15 protein-coding genes are annotated in these 21,708 nt (G+C 61.5%); 7 read left to right on the forward strand and 8 right to left on the reverse strand.

Annotated features, from left to right (window positions below):
• Position 1: 1 nt before the first annotated feature.
• Both AC1MDC_RS01125 and AC1MDC_RS01130 read right to left on the reverse strand, forming a co-directional pair.
• Complete coding sequence (locus AC1MDC_RS01125; protein WP_059405928.1) at positions 2-664, reverse strand: amino acid ABC transporter permease; 663 nt, start codon at positions 662-664, stop codon at positions 2-4.
• 51 nt (positions 665-715) lie between these two features.
• Entirely contained in the window at positions 716-1,564 is an 849-nt protein-coding gene (locus tag AC1MDC_RS01130) for a transporter substrate-binding domain-containing protein (RefSeq protein WP_085695951.1), read from the reverse strand.
• A 338-nt stretch (positions 1,565-1,902) separates the two neighbouring features.
• Between AC1MDC_RS01130 and AC1MDC_RS01135 the strand changes: the two genes are divergently transcribed.
• The 6 genes from AC1MDC_RS01135 (at position 1,903) to AC1MDC_RS01160 (ending at position 10,928) form a co-directional block, all read left to right on the forward strand.
• Positions 1,903-2,334: a thioredoxin family protein gene (locus tag AC1MDC_RS01135; RefSeq protein ID WP_480392311.1), complete on the forward strand. Its 432-nt coding sequence runs from the start codon at positions 1,903-1,905 to the stop codon at positions 2,332-2,334.
• 175 nt (positions 2,335-2,509) lie between these two features.
• Positions 2,510-3,664 (forward strand): non-hydrolyzing UDP-N-acetylglucosamine 2-epimerase, encoded by a 1,155-nt coding sequence (gene wecB / locus AC1MDC_RS01140; RefSeq protein ID WP_480392312.1) that lies wholly within the window; start codon positions 2,510-2,512, stop codon positions 3,662-3,664.
• Entirely contained in the window at positions 3,661-5,835 is a 2,175-nt protein-coding gene (gene nfrB, locus AC1MDC_RS01145; RefSeq protein WP_480392313.1) for a cyclic di-3',5'-guanylate-activated glycosyltransferase NfrB, read from the forward strand. The genes wecB and nfrB overlap by 4 nt, the downstream gene beginning before the upstream one ends.
• Positions 5,832-8,990, forward strand: coding sequence for an NfrA family protein (locus AC1MDC_RS01150; RefSeq protein WP_480392314.1), 3,159 nt, complete (start codon positions 5,832-5,834; stop codon positions 8,988-8,990). Before nfrB ends, AC1MDC_RS01150 begins: the two co-directional genes overlap by 4 nt.
• Positions 8,990-9,868, forward strand: coding sequence for a DUF4434 family protein (locus AC1MDC_RS01155; RefSeq protein WP_480392315.1), 879 nt, complete (start codon positions 8,990-8,992; stop codon positions 9,866-9,868). Before AC1MDC_RS01150 ends, AC1MDC_RS01155 begins: the two co-directional genes overlap by 1 nt.
• A complete protein-coding gene (locus AC1MDC_RS01160; RefSeq protein WP_085701906.1) occupies positions 9,852-10,928 on the forward strand; it encodes a GGDEF domain-containing protein in 1,077 nt (358 codons plus the stop codon). Before AC1MDC_RS01155 ends, AC1MDC_RS01160 begins: the two co-directional genes overlap by 17 nt.
• A 5-nt stretch (positions 10,929-10,933) precedes the next feature.
• Here AC1MDC_RS01160 and AC1MDC_RS01165 read toward each other — a convergent pair whose 3' ends face one another.
• Positions 10,934-12,490 carry a TerC family protein gene (locus tag AC1MDC_RS01165; protein ID WP_480392316.1) on the reverse strand — a complete coding sequence of 519 codons (1,557 nt, stop codon included), beginning with the start codon at positions 12,488-12,490 and terminating at the stop codon, positions 10,934-10,936.
• A 301-nt stretch (positions 12,491-12,791) separates the two neighbouring features.
• A complete protein-coding gene (locus AC1MDC_RS01170; protein ID WP_085695943.1) occupies positions 12,792-13,196 on the reverse strand; it encodes a MerR family transcriptional regulator in 405 nt (134 codons plus the stop codon).
• A gap of 79 nt (positions 13,197-13,275) precedes the next feature.
• On the opposite strand from AC1MDC_RS01170, the gene AC1MDC_RS01175 reads away from it, so the two are divergent.
• Positions 13,276-14,499: an NADH:flavin oxidoreductase/NADH oxidase family protein gene (locus AC1MDC_RS01175; protein ID WP_480392317.1), complete on the forward strand. Its 1,224-nt coding sequence runs from the start codon at positions 13,276-13,278 to the stop codon at positions 14,497-14,499.
• Here AC1MDC_RS01175 and AC1MDC_RS01180 read toward each other — a convergent pair.
• The 4 genes from AC1MDC_RS01180 to cobN form a co-directional block, all read right to left on the reverse strand.
• Entirely contained in the window at positions 14,496-16,142 is a 1,647-nt protein-coding gene (locus AC1MDC_RS01180; protein ID WP_480392318.1) for a phospholipase D-like domain-containing protein, read from the reverse strand. The two genes, AC1MDC_RS01175 and AC1MDC_RS01180, sit on opposite strands and share 4 nt — an antisense overlap.
• Before the next feature lie 40 nt (positions 16,143-16,182).
• Positions 16,183-16,746: a vWA domain-containing protein gene (locus AC1MDC_RS01185; protein ID WP_480392319.1), complete on the reverse strand. Its 564-nt coding sequence runs from the start codon at positions 16,744-16,746 to the stop codon at positions 16,183-16,185.
• Between the two features lie 101 nt (positions 16,747-16,847).
• The gene (locus tag AC1MDC_RS01190; protein ID WP_480392320.1) at positions 16,848-17,861 is read right to left on the reverse strand and encodes a magnesium chelatase ATPase subunit I; all 1,014 of its coding nucleotides are present in this window, start codon (positions 17,859-17,861) and stop codon (positions 16,848-16,850) included.
• A gap of 8 nt (positions 17,862-17,869) precedes the next feature.
• Positions 17,870-21,706, reverse strand: a complete 3,837-nt coding sequence (gene cobN, locus AC1MDC_RS01195; protein ID WP_480392321.1) for a cobaltochelatase subunit CobN — start codon at positions 21,704-21,706, stop codon at positions 17,870-17,872.
• Positions 21,707-21,708 lie beyond the last annotated feature (2 nt).

The raw sequence follows: 21,708 nt of genomic DNA on the forward strand, positions 1-21,708 counted from the left end.
CCTATCGGCGGATTGCCAGACGCTGCTCGAGGTAACGCAGCAGCATGGCAATGAGGTAACAGGCCGCGACATACAACGCCGTGGTCACCAGCCAGGTTTCAATCACCCGGTAGCTTTCGACGTTGATCTTGCGCGCGTAATAGGTCAGCTCCGGCACCGCGATCGCGGCGGCCAGCGAGGTGTCCTTGAACAGCGAAATGAAGTTGTTCGACAGCGCCGGCAGCACATTGCGCAACATCACCGGCACGGTGACGTAGGCCTTCACCTGCCACTCGCCCAGACCAATCGCCAGCCCCGCTTCACGCTGGCCCTTGGGAATGCTCAACAAGCCGCCGCGGAACACTTCGGTCAAGTACGCCCCGGCATACAGCGACAGGGTGATGATGAACGAAGGGATCTTGTCCAGCCGGATCCCCAGACTCGGCAACGCAAAGTAGATCAACAGAATCAACACCAGAATCGGCGTGTTACGGATCACCGTCACATACACCGATGCGAGCACCCGCAAGGCGCGATGCTTGGACAGCAAGGCAAACGCCATCAGCAGGCCGATCACGCAGCCGATGGCGATCGACACCAGCGCCAGTTCGAGGCCCAGACCGAGCCCCGCCAGCAAGGTGTCGAAATCGCGCCACACGGCGGCAAAGTTCAACTGATAGTTCATGGTCGGCAGTACCTTGAGCGGGGCGCGTCAGGGCGCCCCACTCTCACGGGATCATTTGAATTCGACAGGGAAACCGATGGCGGGCGATGGCAGATCCACGCCGAACCATTGCTTGAACGACGCGGCGTAGGTCGGGAACTCAACGCCGGTCATGGCTTCATGCAGGGTGGTGTTGACGAAGTTCAGCCAATCCTGATCGCCACGTTTGACGGCGCAGGCATAAGTCTGCGGGCTCCAGGCGTAAGTCGGGCTGCGGTAGCGGCCAGGGTTCTGCACCATCAGGTATTTGACCGAAGACTGGTCGGTGGCCGCCGCATCGGCGCGACCGGAATTCACCGCCTGATACATCAGATCAACGCTGTCGTACTGATCGACCTTGGCCTTGGGCAGTGCCTGGTGCACCAGCTCTTCGGCGTACACGTTTTGCAGCACCGCCACGGTCACGCTGTCGCCCGCGGCCTGCAGGTCTTCGATTTCCTTGTACTTGCTGTTGTTCGGCAGCAGCAGGCCGACGCCTTCGCGGTAGTACGGCAAGGTGAACGCCACTTGCTGCGCACGGCTGGCGGTAACGGTGATGAACTGGCAGCTCATGTCGACCTTGTCGGTCAGCAGGTTGGGAATCCGCGCGTCGGACGACTGCACCACGAACTCGACCTTGCTCGGGTCATTGAACAGACCTTTGGCCACCATCCGGGCGATGTCGATATCAAAGCCCTGCAATTTGCCGTCCGCGCCCTGGAAGTGCCACGGCGCATTGGTGCTGCCGGTACCCACAATCAGTTTTCCACGGGCCAGGACGCTGTCGAGCTTGCTGTCGGCCGCCTGGGCCATACCCATGACAGCGGACGAAGCCGCAAGAACAAAAACACACGCTTTGAACAAGGAAGGTCGGCGATGCATGGCAAGCACTCCAGGAAGTTGTTTATTCCGCTATACCGGAATTCGGTTTGTTACTACGGAATAGACAGCAGAAAGTGTGCCACAGGATTCGCGGGGAATCTGCAATGGATTGAAATTTGTTTTGAATCAACGAGATGGCGATAGCCCGGGAAACGGTGTAACCAAACGCGACTCCACATTTCGCTACTTTGCGTCACACATGGCGGGTATCCGGGCCACATCCTGGTGCGCGATGCACGATTGGGAGCGGGCTGCACCTGTCAACTCTGACAGTTGCAGCAACCGCCGCAGCGCCCCTAACGTCGTGCTGTCCAACACATTGAATAAAGGAGGCTCCAATGACGACGCCGACTCGATATTCAGCGTTGCCGTCGACGTACCGGAAGGTCTTGAAAGCCAGGCGCCTTGTCGTCCTGTATTTCTTCAACGAGCACTGCGGCGCCTGCGTTTTCGCAGGTCCAGTGTTCCTCGAGATCGCCAAACCTTTCCGACCCTGGATGGATATCTTCATGCTCGATACTGCACAGTCGTGCCGGCATCCGGATGTCACGGGGACCCCGACAGTGTTGTTCTATAAGGAAGGCGTTCTGGTCAAAAAACTGAAAGGCATCGGTACGGAAGAATCCCTGCTGCAAGACTTCACCCAACACCTGGGCAAATCCAGAACCTGCGCCACTGCGCGCAAACCGGCCCATGACCTTAAGTGGCTGCGCCACACCCTCAGCACCCTCTGCACCATCCCCCGCGCAAGACGATGGAACTTTTCCTGAAAGTGCCACCCAAAAGCCATCAGGCAATGGCACTCTCGTTCCAATTGATCTGTAACAACGAGTCCCGAGGCCGGATTGGACAAGCTCCAATCCGGCTGCTTTTCTTTATTTCTCAGAAAGTGAAGAGTGCTGCTGGCCCTTTGGTCGCAGCCTTGCTTCGTCCAAGGAGGGGTCAATGTCCTTTAAAGTCATGATGGTTTTCGGTACTCGCCCGGAGGCCATCAAAATGGCCCCGCTGGCCCGGGTTCTGCGTCAGTGGCCCGACATCACACTCAACATCTGCTCCACCGGCCAGCATCGCGAGATGCTCACACAGGTACTGGATGCGTTCGAACTGACGGTCGACGAAGACCTGCAAGTCATGACCCAGGGCCAGACCCTGAACGGTCTGTCGCAACATCTGCTCGTCCAACTCGATCAGGCTTACGAGCGGGTCAAACCGGACATCGTGCTGGTGCACGGCGACACCACCACCAGCTTCATCGCCGCCCTCGCCGCCTTCAATCGTCAATTGCCAATCGGTCACGTCGAGGCAGGCCTGCGTACCGGCAACCTGCGCGCGCCCTGGCCCGAGGAAGCGAATCGACGCCTGACCGGCGTGATTACCGACCTGCACTTCCCGCCGACCTCCAAGTCCGCCGCCAATCTGCTGCGCGAAGGCGTACCCGAAGACAACATTGAAATCACCGGCAACACCGTGATCGATGCCTTGCTATGGATGCGCAAGCACCAGCAGGAAATCGATTGGCATCCGCCTGCCGGTTCGCCACTGGCGGCGCTGGACGATCAGCACCGGATGATTCTGGTCACCAGCCATCGACGGGAAAATCTCGGCGACGGTTTCCGCAATATCTGCCAGGCGTTGGCTGAGCTGGCCGAGCAATACCCGGACGTGCAATTTGTCTATCCGGTACACCTCAACCCGCTGGTGCAGGAAGTGGTGTACGGCATGCTGGACGACAAACCGAACATCTACCTGGTACCACCGCAGGACTATCCGAACTTCGTCTGGCTCATGGGCCGCGCACATTTCATCCTGACCGACTCCGGCGGCGTGCAGGAAGAAGCTCCGGCCATCGGTAAACCGCTGCTGGTGCTGCGCGACGTCACCGAACGACCTTCCGTGCTCGAGAGCGGCACCATGCTGCTGGTGGGTACCGACGCGGCACGCATCGTCAAGCAAGCCCGACAATTGCTGGACGATCCGGACACCTATGCGCGCATGAGCCGCGTGCACTTCCCCTATGGCGACGGTCACGCCAGCGAACTGATCGCCACCCGCCTCCACGCTTGGCTGAGCGCACGCTCGGCGGCGGGTAACGGGGTATGAGTCTGGGTTGGGTCGATTTCTTCGCGTATGTGCTGTTCGGTCTCAAATATGTGGCGATTGCCCTCGCCCTGCTGATGTTCATCCTCGGCCTCGATGACCTGTTCATCGACCTTGTGTACTGGGGCCGCAAGTTCATCCGGCGCTGGCGGATCTACGAGAAATTCAAGCGCGCCGACGAGGAACGCCTGTATTCGATTCCCGAGAAACCGCTGGCAATCATGGTGCCAGCGTGGAACGAAGTCGGCGTGGTCGGCGAAATGGCGCGTCTGGCCGCCTCGACCATCGACTACGAGAACTATCAGATTTTCGTCGGCACCTACCCCAACGACGCCGAAACCCAGGCAGACGTCGATGCGGTGTGCCAGCACTACCCCAACGTGCATAAAGTGGTCTGCGCCCGTCCCGGCCCGACCAGCAAGGCCGACTGCCTGAACAACATCATCGACGCGATCCTGCGTTTCGAGAGCGAGGCGAAAATCCAGTTCGCCGGATTCATCCTGCACGACGCCGAAGACGTGATTTCGCCGATGGAATTGCGCCTCTTCAACTACCTGTTGCCCAACAAGGACCTGATCCAGATTCCGGTCTATCCCTACGCGCCGGAATGGAAAGGCTTCACCGCCGGGCATTACGTCGATGAGTTCGCGGAAAACCACGGCAAGGACGTCATCGTCCGCGAAGCCCTCACCGGTCAGGTGCCCAGCGCCGGTGTCGGCACCTGCTTCAGCCGTAAAGCCATCAGCGCCCTGCTGGAAGACGGCGACGGCATTGCCTTCGATGTGCAGAGTCTCACCGAGGACTACGACATCGGCTTCCGCCTCAAGCAGAAAGGCATGAAATGCATCTTCGCCCGCTATTCGGTCAACGATCCGAAACTGGCGCTGGAGCAACCCTGGGTGTTCGGCATGAACCGCGAGTTCTCTCAGGTGATCTGCGTCCGGGAACACTTTCCCCGCGACTTGCAACACGCAATCCGGCAGAAGTCCCGGTGGATTGTCGGCATCGTATTCCAGGGCACCAAGAACCTCGGCTGGAGCCGCAAGGGTCTGCTCAATTACTTTCTGTGGCGCGATCGTCGCGGGCTGATCGCGTACCTGCTGAGCTTTCTGGTGAACCTGCTGTTCCTGGTGCTGCTGGCGATGTGGGCGGTGACGATCATTTCCCCGGACTCGTGGCGCTATCCCTCGATCCTTGCCGACAGCTCGCTGCTCTCGGTGCTGCTGTGGCTCAACGGCCTGATGCTGCTCAATCGCCTGTTCCAGCGTGGCTGGTTTGTCACTCGTTACTACGGACTGGTTGAAGGTCTGCTGTCGGCGCCGCGCATGATGTGGAGCAACTTCGTCAACTTTTTCGCCAACCTGCGCGCCCTGCGTCAGGTCATGGAAATGGGCGATTCACGTCGCGTGGCCTGGGACAAGACCACCCACGAATTCCCGGCGCTCACCCAGGCGCAGCGCACTCCGCTGGGCCATCGGCTGGTGGAAAAAGGCCTGCTTACCGAGGAACAACTGGATGCAGCGATCACCAGCCCCGTGCGCCGTCGACTGGGCCGCGAACTGTTGCTGCGTGAGTACATCGACAGCACTCAACTGGTCGAGACACTGGCCGAGCAGCTGGATCTGGAATGGGCACCACTCAATCCGTTCAAGCTCGACAAACGCTTGATCGATACGGTGCCGCGCCGGGTCGCCTCCCACTACGGAGTTCTGCCGGTGGCAGAAGATGGCGACACGCTGATTCTGGCCTCCGAAGGCCCGGTCAGTCAGGTCTCGCTCGGCGCTATCAGCCGGCAATTGAAACGCCCGGTGCGCAGCCGTCTCGCACCTCAGGGCCGCGTCACATTGGGGATTCGTTACTGGTACGCCAGCCCCCGCCAGAATGAGGAAGTGCGTCATATGCTCGAAGTGCTTGAGCGCCATCAGGACGATGAAACCCTGCTGGAAAGAGTCAGCCGCCATCAGGTGCTGTTGGGCAATCTGTTGCAGGTGCGCGGCATGGTGCCGCCAACTTTGTTCAATCAGGCGCTGATCGACTTCGACGCCGAGAAGACGTCCCTTGGCGAGCATTTGATTTCCCGGGGCATGATCACCCAGGAAGTACTGGAACAGGCCCTGGCCGATCAGGCCAGTGAACAGCAAGCCGCCTACCGCATTGTCCGGGAGGTCGCATGATGTCTGTGCATCGTCAAACCTTGCTGATGGGCAGCCTGTTGCTGGGCCTGAGCACCGCTTGTCCGCTGCAGGCAGCGCCGCTGAGCGACTTCGAACAGTTCCGCAGTTATCCCTACATGGACCGCAGCTATCGCGAGGCGAAAAAGGGCAACTGGAAAGAAGTCGAACGACTGATGCGCCACTTGCTGGAAAAGGTCCCCAAGAACGACGAGGCCCGGGCACTGCTGGTGGAGTCCCTGGCCAGGCAACGCCGGTACAAGGAGGCGCTGCAAGCATTGCCGGACGACAGCAACGCCCTGCTCGACCTGCGCCTGACCTGGATCGAACAGGATCCGCCCACCAGCACGCAAGTAGAAAGCTGGATGGCCACCAGCAACCTGAATGACCGTGTACGTCTCTGGCAGGCCTACAGCCTGAGCCTGGCCAAGTTCGGCGGCGCAGCCAAGGCCCACGACTGGCTGGCACAACTGGCGCCCAAGGGTGACGACAACATCTTGCGCCTGGCCCGCGCCAACTGGTCGGAGCAATTGCGCGACTGGAGCGGCACCATCGACCAACTGGCGCCGCTGGCCGCACGCAAACAACTGGACGGCGAAGGCTGGCAACGGCTGGCTAACGCTTACGTGCAACGCCTCGATGAAAAGCCGCTGCAACAACTGCTGCAACAGGCGCCGAGTCCCGAGGCCGCGCGTAACGTTCGACTGGCGATGGTCGACCGCGCCATCGCCATGGGCCACGAGCAACAGGCCCAACGCTGGATGCAGTCCCTGCCCGCCAGCGACCTCGCCGATCCGGCGCAGCGCCAGCGCCTGTGGGAGCTGGCGCGCAAGACCGAAGACGTGCCTACCGTGCAGCGCCTGAGCAACGATCTGCAGCGGCCCTGTCTGGAAACCGCCGAATGGCTGTCGCGTCAGGATCCGGAAGCGGCACTCAAGCAACTGCGCAGTTGTACACCGACAGACGATCCACAGACCTGGCTGATACTCGCCCAGCGCCTGCAAGCCACCGACCTGTTGCAAAGCACCCGTCTGCCGGAGCCTTGGGACAGCCGTCGGCAAACGCAGGTGCTCGACATCTGGCAGGAGCAAGGTCGCAGCACTGAGGTCAACGCCTGGCTGGCCGGACAGAAGCAGACACCCGAAATCGTCAAGCGCCGTGCAGAATTGACGCAACGCATGGGGCGAATGATCGAAGCAGAAACCCTGTGGGAACTGCATTACCGGCAAACCGGCAATCTTTCCTCGCTGAATCAAGCCACCTATCTGGCGGTGAAAGCGGGTGATCGCGCGCATGCCCAGCAATTGCTGGAATCCGCGTTCGATCGTCATGGCGGGCGTCTGCCGGCAACGGCGTTGGAGCGTCTGGCCGGCTTGTATGCCGCAGCGCCCTCCACGACAGCGGAGCAACAGCGGCGTATGGCGCTCCTGCTCAACCGAGTGGACGGCGCGACGCGCGGCCAAATGCTCGCGCAACTCGCGGAGACCGGCCAATGCGACGCTGTGCAGCAAGCCGTCGGCAGCCACCCACAGGCAGCTGGCGATTACCGCGCGCTCGGTCGCTGCGCCATGCCTGATCGCCCGGGTGAAGCCGTCGTCTATTACCAGCAGGCTGAAAAGCTCGGTGATCGCGGCAGTCGCCTGCCGCTGGCCTATGCCCTGGAAGCGGCCGGTGATTCTGCTGGCGCACTGGCCATCTGGCGCAGCTTTCCAACCGTCGAACTCAGCGACAACGCGCGTCTGACGGCCAGTCGCAGCGCGCTGAACGTCGGCGACAGCCAGACCGCAGAAGCCTACTGGCAACAGAGCACCACTCGCGGCGCCAATGAATGGGCACTCGGCGCAGCCATCGCCGACGCGCGGGGCGATCACGCCCAGGCACTGCAACGTCAGCGTCAGGCCCTGCAGCAGTCCCCGGATGCCGGGCATTTCTACGCCGCGTCGGTCACCGCGCAAAAAGCCGGAGACTTGCCGCAAAGCACTGCATGGCTGGCCGAAGCGGTACGCCGCGAGCCGAACAACCCGCGTTATCGCGCCGACTACGGCATGCGTCTGGCCGGTGCCGAAACCCGCGAAGAACGCGCCACGGCGATTCCGTATCTGCAACAGGCCACCCGTGACTTCCCCGAGGATTACCGCCTCGGGGAAACCCTGGCCTGGCGCTACGACGAAGTGGAAGACAGCGCCTCCGCGCGCAAGGAGCTGCGCCGGGTGATCGATCTGGAGCAGAACCCGGTGGCGGCCGATGATGAAGAAGGCAGCATGGAGGCCCGGCGTTACCGCCAGCGCCGCGCCCATGAAACCCTGTCGCGGCGTGACACCCGGACGATTGCCAGCACCTGGTCGCCGGCCGGAATCTCGACCAACGACTTCGTGCGCCCGGACGACAGCAAAGGCTCACGACGTCGCTCGGATTCGCAGAATGTGCAACTGGCGATGTGGGACCACGCCCTGGGCGAAGAACCAAGCCGCGCCGGCAGCACGCTGTCGGTGTACGGTCGCGTGCTGCTGGGCGGACAAGGTCGCTCCAGTTACGCCGAGTCACTCGCCGCCGGTGTCGGCCTGCGCTACAAACCGTGGGGCACACAGAACATCAACTTCTACGGCGAGATCTACAAGCAGAGCCAGTTCAACGATGACGACAGTCACAACCTGAGCCTCGGCCAGATGCTGGTGCCGGAAAAACTGTTCGATCAGGTCAACCATCATCGCAAGGACGGTCACACCACCACCGACTACCTGCTGCGCGCCACCGCCTCCTTCCTCGATCAGGGCAAGTACCGCAACGACTGGCGGGTCGACGAAAACGACTGGGACGAGCGCTTTCTCTACCTGGATGCAGCCTGGTGGACCAAGGCTGGCGATCACCAATGGCTGTCGCGCTTCCAGCAAGGTCACGCCTGGAAACTGCCGTTCAGCGGAGCCCAGACGATCATGCCTTATGGCTTTCTCGAGTTTGCCAGCCAGGACCCGAGCAACGACTGGCGCCAGGACCTGCGAACCGGTGTCGGCCTGCGCTGGCAATGGTGGTACGACGAGGATCGCTACAACGCCTACCGTTCGAAACTGACGGTTCGCACCGAATATCAACAGTCGCTGGGCGGCAATCTGTATGAAGGTGGCAACGGTGTGCTGCTGGGCGTGGAGTGGAATTTCTGATGGCTCGATGGATGTTGTGTTTGTGGCTGCTGATGAGTGCCACCGTCGCCACGGCCGATGAGCGAGTGTTCTATCAGCCGCTGAATGTCGATGCCGGCCTGTCCCAGGCGCAGTGGCAGAAAGTCTGGCAAGACACCGCGAAACAAGGCACGCGAACCGTGATCGTGCAGTGGACGGCCTATGGCGACTCGGACTTCGGCGGCGCCAATGGCTGGCTTGCCAACAGCCTGAAACTCGCTCAGCGGCAAGGTCTGCAACTGGTGCTCGGCCTGGCGATGGACCCGGCCTTCTACACGCGCATTGATGAACTGGACAGCGCCGGTCTCGGCGCCTACTGGCAGGCACAACTGGGTCAGTCACTGGCCCAGCAGCAGAAGCTGCGCCAGGACTGGAAGCTGCCGGTCAGCGGCTGGTATCTGCCGCTGGAGCTGGACGACCTGCACTTCCTGGCGGCAGATCGGCGGGCCACGCTTCAGCGCCAATTGAAGGACTTCGCCGCGAAACTGGACGCGCCGCTGCATGTCAGCGCTTTCAGTGCCGGCAAGCTGGCCCCGGCGGTCAACGGTCAATGGCTGGGCGAATTGACGGCAGCCGGGGCGCACGTCTGGTGGCAGGACGGCGCGGGTACCGGCCGTTTGTCACCGCTGGTGCGTAAAGGTTACGTCAGCGCACTGCCCTGCTCCGTGGGTATCGTGCGCGAAGCCTTCCGGCAGGTCAGCCGCGAGGGCGAGCCCTTCCGTGCCGAACCGGCCACCCCGGATGCGACCTCGACCGGTTGCCATCAGAACGCGGTGTTTTCCCTGCGCTATCGACCGTGGGGTTCGGTCATCCTCGATAACCAACGCAAGCATCCGGGCAGCAATGTACAAAACCATTGAAGACGAAGTCCTGAAGAAGACCGCGCCCGCCGAAGTGTGGGAGGAGTTCATCCAGCATGAATTCGAGCGGCTGCATTCGTTCTGCCTGTTGATCTACCTGGCGAGCATCGGCATCTGGCTGGCCTTCGACCTGATCGTCAGCTTCATCGGCAATCAGGGATTCACCTGGCGTTCGATGGTGTTCATCGCAGCCTTTGCGATTCTTGCTGTGGTGTTGATGTTCACTCGCAAGGCCCGACACTTCGACTGGCTGAACCTGACATTCGTGGTGATCATCACACTCGGCATCCGAATGGTGATCGACGGCTTGCCTCCGACGTTTCATGGCATCTGGCTGGTACTCGCTGCCGCCACCACGCTTTACAGTGCCTCCGTGCTCCCACTCAGCCGATGGTCGTTCTTCGCTGCACAGGTTGTCACCTGGCTGATGCTCAATCCTTTCATGAACACCGGCATCGACCTGCTCGAGCTCAAAGGTGTGATGACCATCGCCTACAGCGTTTTTCTCTGTGCGTTGACGATCTATACATTTCTGAAGCTGCGCGAGGCCAAGCTCTACAACTACATCATGTCCAAGCTGTTGCTGGATCAGGCCTACAACGACACGCTCACCGAAATCCCCAACCGCCGCTCATTCATGACCAGCGTCGGAAAAACCCTGCAAGCCGTACCGCGCGAGCATGACCATTACCTGGCGATGATCGACATCGACAACTTCAAGAAAGTGAATGATGTGTACGGCCACGACATCGGCGATGAAGTGCTCAAGCGGATCGCGGCAGACATCAAAGCGGTAATGGCACCGTTCGAGTACGCGCGACTGGGTGGCGAGGAATTTGCGATTTATCTGGCGGGCGTTCGCCGCGAGGACGTCGAGGCATTGGCCGGTGAGTTATGCCGGGTGGTGCGTGAGCAAACCACCCGGCACCCGGTGACCATCAGCATCGGGGTGGCCCGGGTTGCGGACGGGGACACCCTCAACCAGGCGCTGATCAAGGCCGACGAAGCGTTGTACGAGTCAAAGCATACCGGCAAGGACCGCTACACCTTTCATCAGTGAGGCCGTCAGGCCTCACGCACCAGCAACACCCGTTTCACGCGACGCTCTTCGACCGCCATTACGGTCATGCCCCAGCCATCATGCTCCAGTCGATCGCCCTTCATCGGCAAGCGATCCAGCAGGCTCATCACCAGCCCGGCCAGGGTCTGGTAATCCTCGGTCGGCTCGGCGCGAAAACCGGTGTGTTCACGGATGCGGGTCAGGTTCAGCGCACCATTGACGATGAACCCGCCCTGCTCTTCGACCACGTCCGGGCCGGCGATTTCGCTGGCGTCCGGCAGCTCGCCGGCGATCGACTCAAGAATGTCGGTCATGGTCAACACACCCACAAAGTCACCGAACTCATTCACCACAAAGGCAATGTGGGTCGAGGCCGCACGCATTTGCTCCAGTGCGTTGAGGATTGAATAACTGTCCAGCAGATTGACGGTCTTGCGCGCCAGGTGTTCAAGGTTGGGCTCATTGCCGGCCAGGTATTCCTTGAGCAGTTCCTTCTTGTGCACGAAGCCCAGCGGCTCATCCACCGCGCCGTTACGAATCAGCGGCAAGCGCGAGTAGGACGAATGCATCAGTCGCGTGCGAATAGCCTCGGCATCGTCGGCCAGATCAATGTAATCGACATCGGCGCGCACCGTCATCAGAGCGCGAATCGGCCGTTCAGCCAGTTGCAGCACACCGCTGATCATCACCCGTTCGCGACGGTCGAACAGCTCCGCGCTCGGCGCTTCACCGTTGTCCAGCAAGTCGGAAATTTCCTCGCCGACCTCTTCCACTGCCAGTTTGCGACCGCCCAACAGACGCATCACCGCATGGGCCGTGCGCTCACGCATCGGGCGCAATCCCTGCATCGAGCGCTTGCGACGGGCGCGGGCGATCTGGTTGAAGATTTCGATCAGGATCGAGAAACCAATCGCGGCGTACAGATAACCTTTCGGAATGTGGAAGCCCAGGCCTTCGGCGGTCAGCGCGAAACCGATCATCATCAGGAAGCCCAGACACAGCATGATCACCGTCGGATGGGCGTTGACGAAGCGGGTCAGCGGCTTGCTGGCAACGATCATCACACCAATGGACACGACCACCGCGATCATCATCACCGCCAGTTCATCGACCATGCCCACCGCCGTGATCACCGCGTCCAAAGAGAACACCGCGTCCAGCACGACAATCTGCGCCACGATCGGCCAGAACAGCGCATAAGCGGTATTGGTCGAACGCTCGCCGACGTGGCCTTCCAGTCGTTCGTGCAACTCCATGGTTGCTTTGAACAACAGGAACACACCACCGAACAGCATGATCAGGTCACGGCCGGAAAAGCTCTTGTCGAACACTTCGAACAACGGCTGTGTGAGGGTGACCAGCCAGGAAATACTCGCCAGCAGACCCAGACGCATGATCAACGCCAGACTCAAGCCAATGATCCGCGCACGATCGCGCTGATGGGGCGGCAGTTTGTCCGCCAGGATTGCGATGAACACCAGGTTGTCGATACCCAGTACCAGTTCCAGCACGATCAGTGTCAACAAGCCCAGCCATGCCGTGGGATCCGCTAACCATTCCATATTCTGTCTCTATCTCTCTTCAGTGATTTCAGGCTGCCGGGCACGGCAAAGTGCGGCGCGAAAGCTCGAAGGCTGCGCCAACAACGATAGTCGGTAGTCGGAAGACCGGATGTTGCGAGTGCGTCAAGACCGCGCGACAGCGCGAGGGGAACGGGGTTTCTGGAATAGAACTGGGAGGCTCCGAGAGGGTGTTCATGCAAATCCTGAATGAAAAAAGGCCTTGAAGCGTACAGGCTCAGATAACTTTTCCTACAGCTGGAAATCATTTCAAAATCTGTACGCCGCACCTGTCTCCGGGCTTTTACGGGTAAAGCGTCGACAACACCCGGTCCGCATTGGCACCGCAGCTCATGCCTTCGGGCTTGGATTGAATATTCTCGATCACCTCCAGCAGCCGCGCCTTGCTCTGAGCCAGATGCTGCTGCATGACTTCGATCTGCTCGACCTTGCGCGTCAGACCCGCCACCAGCTCATCGTGTTTGAACTCACCGGTACCGGCGGCAGGCAACAGCTGCTTGAGCTCTTCCAGGGAAAACCCGGCCTGCTGGGCGCTGCGGATGATATTCAGGGTTTGCAGTACTTGTGGCGGGTAGCGCCGATAACCATTGCCCTGGCGCTCCACTTTGGGAATCAGACCCTGAGCCTCATAAAAACGAATACTCGAAGCGCTCAAGCCACTCTGCTGCGCCAATTCACCGATTTTCATTTCAGCCTCGATTTGCCTGCTTGACATTAAAGTTAACTTTAATCTTAGCCTCGCTCCATCACTGTTGAGGAGTCAAGCAATGTCACCCTTCCAGATTTTGAATCTGCCCAACGGACAGACCGTCGGCAACCGTATTGCCAAAGCCGCGATGGAAGAAAACCTCGCGGACCGAAACCAGGCACCGTCCCGCGAATTGTTCCGTTTGTATCAAGCCTGGGCCGACGGCGGCGCCGGTTTGCTGTTGACCGGCAATGTGATGATCGACCGCCGCGCCATGACCGGGCCCGGTGGCGTCGTGCTTGAAGACGAGCGGCATCTGGAGCGCTTCCGCCAATGGGCGGAAATCGCACGCAGCGGCGGCGCGCAGGTCTGGGTCCAACTCAATCATCCCGGTCGTCAGACCTTTGCCAATATGGGCCAGCAAGCGCTGGCGCCGTCGGCGGTGGCACTGGACATGGGCTCATTTTCGAAACTGTTCGCCGAGCCCAGGCCAATGACCGAGGACGATATCGAAGAAGTCATTCAACGGTTCGCAAAAAGTGCCGCCCTTGCCGAAAAAGCCGGTTTCACCGGGGTGCAGATCCACGCTGCGCACGGCTATCTGCTCAGTCAGTTTCTCTCGCCGCTGACCAACCGCCGCACCGATCGCTGGGGTGGTTCGCTGGAAAACCGCGCGCGCCTGCTGCTGTCGGTGATCGAGGCCATCCGCCAGGCAGTTTCGCCGCAATTCTGCGTGGCCGTGAAACTCAATTCGGCGGACTTCCAGCGCGGTGGCTTCGACACCGACGACGCACGTCAGGTGATCGAATGGCTCAACGAGCAGCCGATCGACCTGCTGGAACTGTCCGGCGGCAGCTACGAAGCCCCGGCAATGCAAGGTGAAGCGCGTGACGGACGCACCCTCGCCCGCGAGGCATTCTTTCTGGAAATGGCCACCGAACTGGCCAGCGTCGCGCACATGCCGGTGATGGTCACCGGCGGTATCCGCCGCCTGCCCGTGGTCGAACAAGTGCTCGACAGCGGCATCGACATGGCCGGCATCGCCACTGCGCTGGCCATTGAGCCAAACCTGGTCAAACACTGGCGCGAAGGCCGTAACAGCGAGCCGCAACTGCCACCGATCCGCTGGAAACGCAAACCGCTGGCCGCACTGGCGAACATGGCCGTGGTTCGCTTCCAGATGTCCCGTCTGAGCCGTGGCCGCCAGCCCAAGCCCGAGGTGTCGGCACTCTGGGCGCTGATCCGCGACCGGTTGTACCTCAGCCGCCGGACCCGCCAGTACCGGCAGGCGATGGACGTCTAACGCCCGGCAAACCGCAGGCGCGACAACTGACGCAGGTCATCCTCGACGTAGTAGTCGTTGGTCCAGCGGTCATCCGCCGCCAACGGCTGCACCTGTTTCAACGCCAGTTTTTTCGCGAAGTAGCGAAAACGGTAATGCTCGTAGAACCGCAGCAGTTCCAGGCCATAGCGATCCGCCAGATCGGTGTCGCCGCGAATGATCAGGTAGTTCTCGTCATTGCCGTTGCTGGCCGAGGTACTGAGATTGTGGCTGCCGCTGATGATGGTCGGGCTGTCGCTGGTGAAGTCGATGACCACCGCTTTGGTGTGCACCAGCAGGTTGCCTTTCTGGCCTTTCATGTTTTCCCGTAGCCAGCCTTCCAGCCCGGTGTTGAGCAATGCGGTGGCGGCGAATTCGGCGGTTCGGTCGGCGTGAAACCCGGTGATGCGGCTGACCGTGTTTTGCAGGCCGTACCGCAGGATGTCGTCGTGGGGGTGGCCAAGCAATGCGTTGAGAATCGCGTCGGGCAAGGCGAAGGCGGTAACGAACAGCAGGTCTTTCTTCGCCCCCTCGATGATGTCGACGAACTCCCGCAAATCCGCACCGCCGGTGCGCGGGGAGAACCCGGCAAACAAGGGCTGTGCCGGATTCATCGGGTTGTGTTGAGTGATCCAGTCGCGGGTGACGCCGACGTCCGCCGGCTCGGCCCAGATCTGCTCGAAGGTTTTCAGGTAACTCGCGCTGACCGTCGAATCGTCGAGCACATGCACCACGTTGGCCTGGCGGTATACGCCGTTGGCGGTGAAGTTGGTGCTGCCGCACAGCACCGCTTGCGGGTGGCGCTCGCCGCCTCCGTCGAGGCGGCTGAGGACGATGAACTTGTTATGGAAAATGTTGTGAGTGACCCGCCCGCGTTTGCTGGTCGCCGGCAGTTTCGCAAGGCTCGCTTCGTTGATCGTCGTGTCTTCATCATCGGGCCGGGCGTGATACAGCACCCGCACCTGAACACCCCGATCGAACGCCGCGTTTACCGTGTCGATGATGGCTTGCAACTGATACTCGTAGATCGCGATGTCCAGCGCCCATTGACCGTCCGTTGCACGTTCGATAAACCCTTGCAGGCGTCCGAGCAGACCGTTCTCCAGCCACTGACGCGCCGCATCGGGCCAGGCTTCGATGGGCAGTTTTTTGTTGGCGCTGATCAAGGCGTCGAGTTCGGGGAATTTGCGCTGAAACGCCTGGCTCGCAGCCACGGCGCGGTTGAAGATCACGCTCTGATTCGCGGGGTGACCATCGTCGGAACGAATCGTCAGTTCCAGCGCTTCGCCCAGTTGCGGTGCATCCGGCGAGCCATACGCCAGGTGTACGCGATAGTGGATCGTCATGCCCGGATTGACTGCGTAATCGGCCCAGCGAAATTTCTGTAGCGGTGCCTTGTCGCTGGGCGTGGCGTGAAACTGCGGGAAGGTATGGGCCTTGTCGGGAAAGGTCAGGCTATTGAACAGAAACAGCCACGGTTTGGCGCCCTGCTGCTTTTCGATGGCAAATCCCAGCAGGCCTTTGCGGCGGGATTCGGCGAGGTCCATGGCGAGCAGCACGCCATTGGTTCCGGCGTAGGCCTTGACGCGAAAATCGTCCTGCGGATTGGCGACCAGTACGCGCATGATTCACTCCTTGTGATTGGGCCCCACTGCAGCATAGCTCTCAGACCGACAACAACTCGTCGATATGCCGGTAATCGGCGTCCAGCGCTGTCGCCAATTGCCTTGCACGGCCCAGCCGGATCGGCCCGCGCTCGATATCGATCAACAGGCCGGGACACACCAGCGCTGGCATTTGCGGACAGTCTTTCAACCGGCCATCGGTGATCACCAGCAACCGTTGTTGTTCGGCGGGAAAACGCTTGCGCCGCACCGCAAGCCAATGCCCGGCTTCCGTCAGCGCCGCCAACAGCGGCGTGCCGCCTCCCGCGCCCAACCCATCGAGCCATGCGCGCAACCCGCTGGAGGCCTTCAGTCCTTGCACCTGCCATTTCGGCGCCGCGCCGCTTGCGGTCAGCAACGCAAGACGCGCGCGCTGCCGATAAGCGTCGTCGAACAGTTGCGCGAGCACGCCCTTGGCATCGCTCAATGCCTGATGGCGACGGGTCGAAGCGGAGGCATCGACGACCACCAGCCACAGTTCATGGGGCGTGCGGGTACGCAGTTGAAACAGCAGGTCCGCGCGGACTTTCGGGAGGCCATTGAGCAAGGTTCCGGGCCAGTTCACCGAGCCGCTGCGAGCCGCGTGCCGCTTGCCTTGTCGGCCGTTATCGAGCCGTCCGGCCCGGGGTCTGGCATTCGCCCCCGCGTCAGATCGGGGGCGAATGCCTAAGGCTTTTTTTGTAGGTGTGGCGGCCAGGTCGGGACTTCGCGGCGGGCACCGGTTGCGAGGGCCGGAGCCGGCATTTCGCCCCACTGGCCCTGCCCTTCGCCCGGCTCGGCGTCAGTGCCGGACGGCGATTGCGCCGGTGGCGGCGGACTCGCCACAGACTGCTCGCGACGCCGGTGACGCAAGGCAAACTCAGCCACGGCATCGATATCCTGCTCGGCAATGGCTTCGGCACCGCGCCACGCCGCATGTGCCCTCGCGGCACGCAACCAGACCAGATCGGCGCGCAAACCGTCGACGCCTGCGGCGAAGCAGCGCTCGGTGATCTGCGCCAGCGCCGCGTCATCCAGCGCAATAGTCGGTAAAACGTTGCGGGCGTTCTCGCAGCGCTGACGCAGAACCTGCTGCTCAGCCTCCCACTGCGAACAAAACGCTTGCGGATCGCTATCGAAATCCAGTCGACGACGAATGATCTGAGCCCGCTCGTTCGGCGCAGTGTGGCCACTCAGCGCAACGTTCAGACCGAAGCGGTCCAGCAATTGCGGACGCAACTCACCCTCTTCCGGGTTCATCGTGCCGATCAACACAAACTTCGCCGAATGCCGATGGGAAATGCCATCACGCTCGATCAGGTTGGTGCCGCTGGCGGCGACATCAAGCAGCAGATCCACCAAATGGTCCGGCAGCAGATTCACTTCATCGACATACAACACGCCACCATCGGCCTTGGCCAATACGCCGGGAGAAAACTGCGCACGACCATCGCTCAATGCCGCATCCAGATCGAGCGTGCCGACCAGCCGCTCTTCCGTGGCCCCCAACGGCAGGGTCACGAACTGACCACTGACCAACAGATCCGCCAGACCCCGGGCGAGCGTGGACTTTGCCATGCCACGCGGGCCTTCAATCAGCACGCCGCCGATCTTTGGATCGATGGCCGTCAGGTACAGCGCCAGTTTCAGGTCATCGGCGCCGACCACGGCGCAGAGCGGAAAATGCGGGGTGTCGGTCATGTTCAGTCTCAGCTCTCTTCTTCTATATCCAGCAGCAGGTTTTCCAGGGCCTCTTTGTAGGCGCCCGGCTCCTGCCACATCCCGCGCTGTTGTGCTTCGAGCATGCGTTCGGTCATGTCGCGCAAGGCGTGGGGATTATGCTCGCGCACGAACTCGCGGGTCGCAGGGTCCAGCAAATACGCATCGGCCAGCAAGGCGTACTGGTGATCATCGATCAACTGCGTGGTGGCGTCGAAGGCAAAAAGATTATCGACCGTCGCCGCCAGTTCGAACGCGCCTTTATAGCCGTGGCGCTTGACCCCGTCGATCCATTTCGGATTCGCCGCCCGGGAACGGATCACCCGGTTCAGCTCTTCTTTCAGGGTGCGAATCTTCGGCAGATCCGGCTGACTGTGATCGCCGTGATAACTGGCCGCCGCTTCACCGCGCAGGCTTTCCACGGCAGCGAGCATGCCGCCCTGAAACTGGTAATAGTCGTTGGAATCGAGCAGGTCATGCTCGCGGTTGTCCTGGTTTTGCAGCACGGCCTGTACCTGGCTCAGACGCTGGACGAACCGTTCGCGGGCGGCGGTGCCTTCGTCAGAACCGCCGTAAGCGTAGGCGCCCCAGCTCAGGTAGACCTCGGCCAGATCCTCGCGGGTTTGCCAGAGGCGACCATCGATGGCGCCCTGCACACCCGCGCCATAAGCACCGGGTTTGGCACCGAAAATCCGCCAGCCAGCCTGACGACGCGCAGCGTCCTCATCCAGACCCGACTGCCGCAACGCCTCGCGCTCGGCACGCACTTTGGCGGCCAACGGGTTGAGATCGTCCGGTTCGTCCAGTTCCGCCACGGCTTGAACGGCGGCGTCGAACAGGCGGATCAGGTTGGCGAACGCGTCGCGGAAAAATCCGGAGACCCGCAGCGTGACATCGACCCGAGGCCGGTCGAGCAGGCTCAGCGGCAGAATCTCGAAATCATCGACCCGCTGACTGCCCGTGGCCCAAACCGGTCGCACGCCCATCAGCGCCATGGCCTGGGCGATGTCATCGCCGCCGGTGCGCATGGTGGCGGTACCCCAGACCGACAGGCCGAGTTGGCGCAGGTGGTCGCCGTGGTCCTGCAGGTGTCGTTCGAGAATCAGGGTTGCCGACTGGAAACCGATTCGCCACGCAGTGGTGGTCGGCAGGTTGCGCACGTCCACCGAATAGAAATTGCGCCCGGTCGGCAGCACATCAAGACGACCGCGACTCGGCGCACCACTCGGGCCGGCCGGGACGAAACGGCCGCTCAGGGCATCAAGCAAGCCATGCATTTCGGCCGGGCCGCAGGCATCGAGGCGCGGGGCAACGACTTCACGAAGATGGTCGATGATTACGCCGACTTCAGACCAGTGAGGACCCTGTGGGAGCGAGCTTGCTCGCGATTGCGGTGTGTCAGTCCCGGAAGTGTTGCCTTCGCGAGCAAGCTCGCTCCCACAGGAATCGCTCACAGCGTGCGTGATCAACTCCGTTGCGAACAGCTCAAGGCGTTCGCGGGTATCCCCTGCGGTGCGCCACACTTCTCCGCTGACCGCCTGCAACTCGTCGGGACGCAGGCCATTCCAGGGTTCGGCAAGTGCGCAATCCAGCGGATCAAACCCCAACTGAAACGCCTTGGCCAACGCCCGCAACAGACTCGATTGCGCCCCTTTGCCATCGCCACGCGGAATCCGCAGCAACGCGAGCAAAGTATCGATACGCAAACGTCCGGTCGGCGACTCGCCAAAAATGTGCAGCCCATTGCGGATCTGCGATTCCTTCAAGTCACACAGATACGTATCCAGACGCGGCAGCCAGATCGCCGCATCGGCATCGCTGTCGAGGGCTTCGTCGAGTTGCAGTTCGCGGTCAATCTGCGTGTCACGCACCAGTTGCAGAATGTCGCGCTGCAACTCACGGGCGCGGCGCGGGTCGAGCAGTTGAGCTTCGTAATACTCGTCGGCCAACAGCTCCAGATTGCGCAACGGACCGTAGGTTTCAGCGCGGGTCAGCGGCGGCATCAAATGGTCGATGATCACCGCCTGGGTGCGACGTTTGGCCTGGGCGCCTTCGCCCGGATCGTTGACGATAAACGGATAGATGTTCGGCAGCGGCCCGAGCAGCGCGTCCGGCCAGCAGTTATCCGACAGGCCGACGCCTTTGCCGGGCAACCATTCGAGATTGCCGTGCTTGCCGACGTGAATCACGCCGTGGGCGCCGTAGGTCTGGCGCAGCCAGAAATAGAACGCGAGGTACGCGTGCGGCGGCACCAGATCCGGGTCGTGATACACCGCGCTCTGATCGACCTGATAACCCCGTGCCGGCTGAATGCCGACGAAAGTCAGACCAAAACGCAGGCCGGCGATCATCATCCGCCCGTCGCGGCACATCGGATCGTTCTGCGGCGAACCCCAACGCTCCAGTACCGCCGCGCGATTGGCTTCAGGCAGCGCGTTGAACATCGCCAGATAATCGTTCATCGCCAGGCTTTGCTGGCATGGACGCTGATCGAGGGTGTCAAGGTCATTACTGACGCCGCCGAGCAATAGCCGGATCAGTTCAGTGCCGCTTTCCGGCAGTTCAGCCGGCAGCGGATAACCCTCGACCTGCAACGCGCGCAGGATATTCAGCGCGGCGGCCGGCGTGTCGAGGCCGACGCCGTTGCCGATGCGCCCGTCCCGGGTCGGGTAGTTGGCGAGGATCAGGGCGATGCGTTTTTCAGCGTTCGGCACCCGCGCCAGTTCAACCCAGCGGCGCGCCAGTTCGGCCACAAAATCCATGCGCTCGGGCTGCGCCCGATAACACACCACATCGGACTGACTGCGCTCGCTGCGCCACGCCAGGTCCTTGAAGCTGATCGGCCGACTGATGATCCGGCCGTCGAGCTCCGGCAAGGCAATGTGCATCGCCAGGTCCCGCGGTCCAAGGCCCTGCTCGCTCTCGCGCCAACCGGGCTCATTGTCCTGGGCGCAGATCGCCTGGAGCACCGGAATGTTTCGACGGAATGGCCGCAGATGCGGCGCTTCGGGACTGGACTGAGCGAAACCGGTGGTGTTCAGGATCACCGAAGCGTCAACCTCATCCAGCCAGTCCTCGACCACCGAGAGGCAGCCGGGTTCTTTCAGACTGGCCACGGCGATCGGCAGCGGATTGAGTCCGGCCGCCTGGAGCCGTTGGCAGAAAACGTCGATAAATGCCGTGTTCGCCGCTTGCAAATGCGAGCGATAAAACAGCACCGCCGCTACCGGATGACCGGGCCGCCAATCGGCTTGCCAGTCACTCAGTGCGGCGGTGTTTTTGTTCGGGTGGTAAATCCCCGTGCGCGGCAGCGTCTGCGGCTCGCCCCACATGTAATCCCGCGCCAGCCAGCGGTTGGCCAGACAGCGGAAGAAGTCCAGCGCATTGCCCATGCCGCCCTGACGCAAGAATTGCCAGAGTCGGTCACGATCTTCGGCACCGACGGTGCTCAGGTCGCTGAGTTCCGGGTCGGGCCGGTCATCGCCCGGCACCAGAATCACCTGCACGCCACGCTCGGACAATTCCACCAGCCGCTCGACGCCATAACGCCAATAAGCGATGCCGCCGTGCAGCGAGATCAGAATCACCTTCGCGTGGCGCAGCACCTCATCGACGTACAGGTCAACCGATGCATGGTTCTGCACCTGCATCGGGTTGGCCAGGCGTACGCTCGGGTAATCCGCGGGCAGTTGCTGCGCCGCTTCGGCGAGCAGCGCGAGGCTGGAATCGCCGCTGCACAGGATCACCAGCTCGGCGGGGGTTTGTCCAAGGTCGGCAATGTTGTCATCCGACACGAAACCGCCGGGCTGAGTCCTGAGCAGGTGCATGG

The organism is Pseudomonas sp. 1, assembly GCF_056626735.1.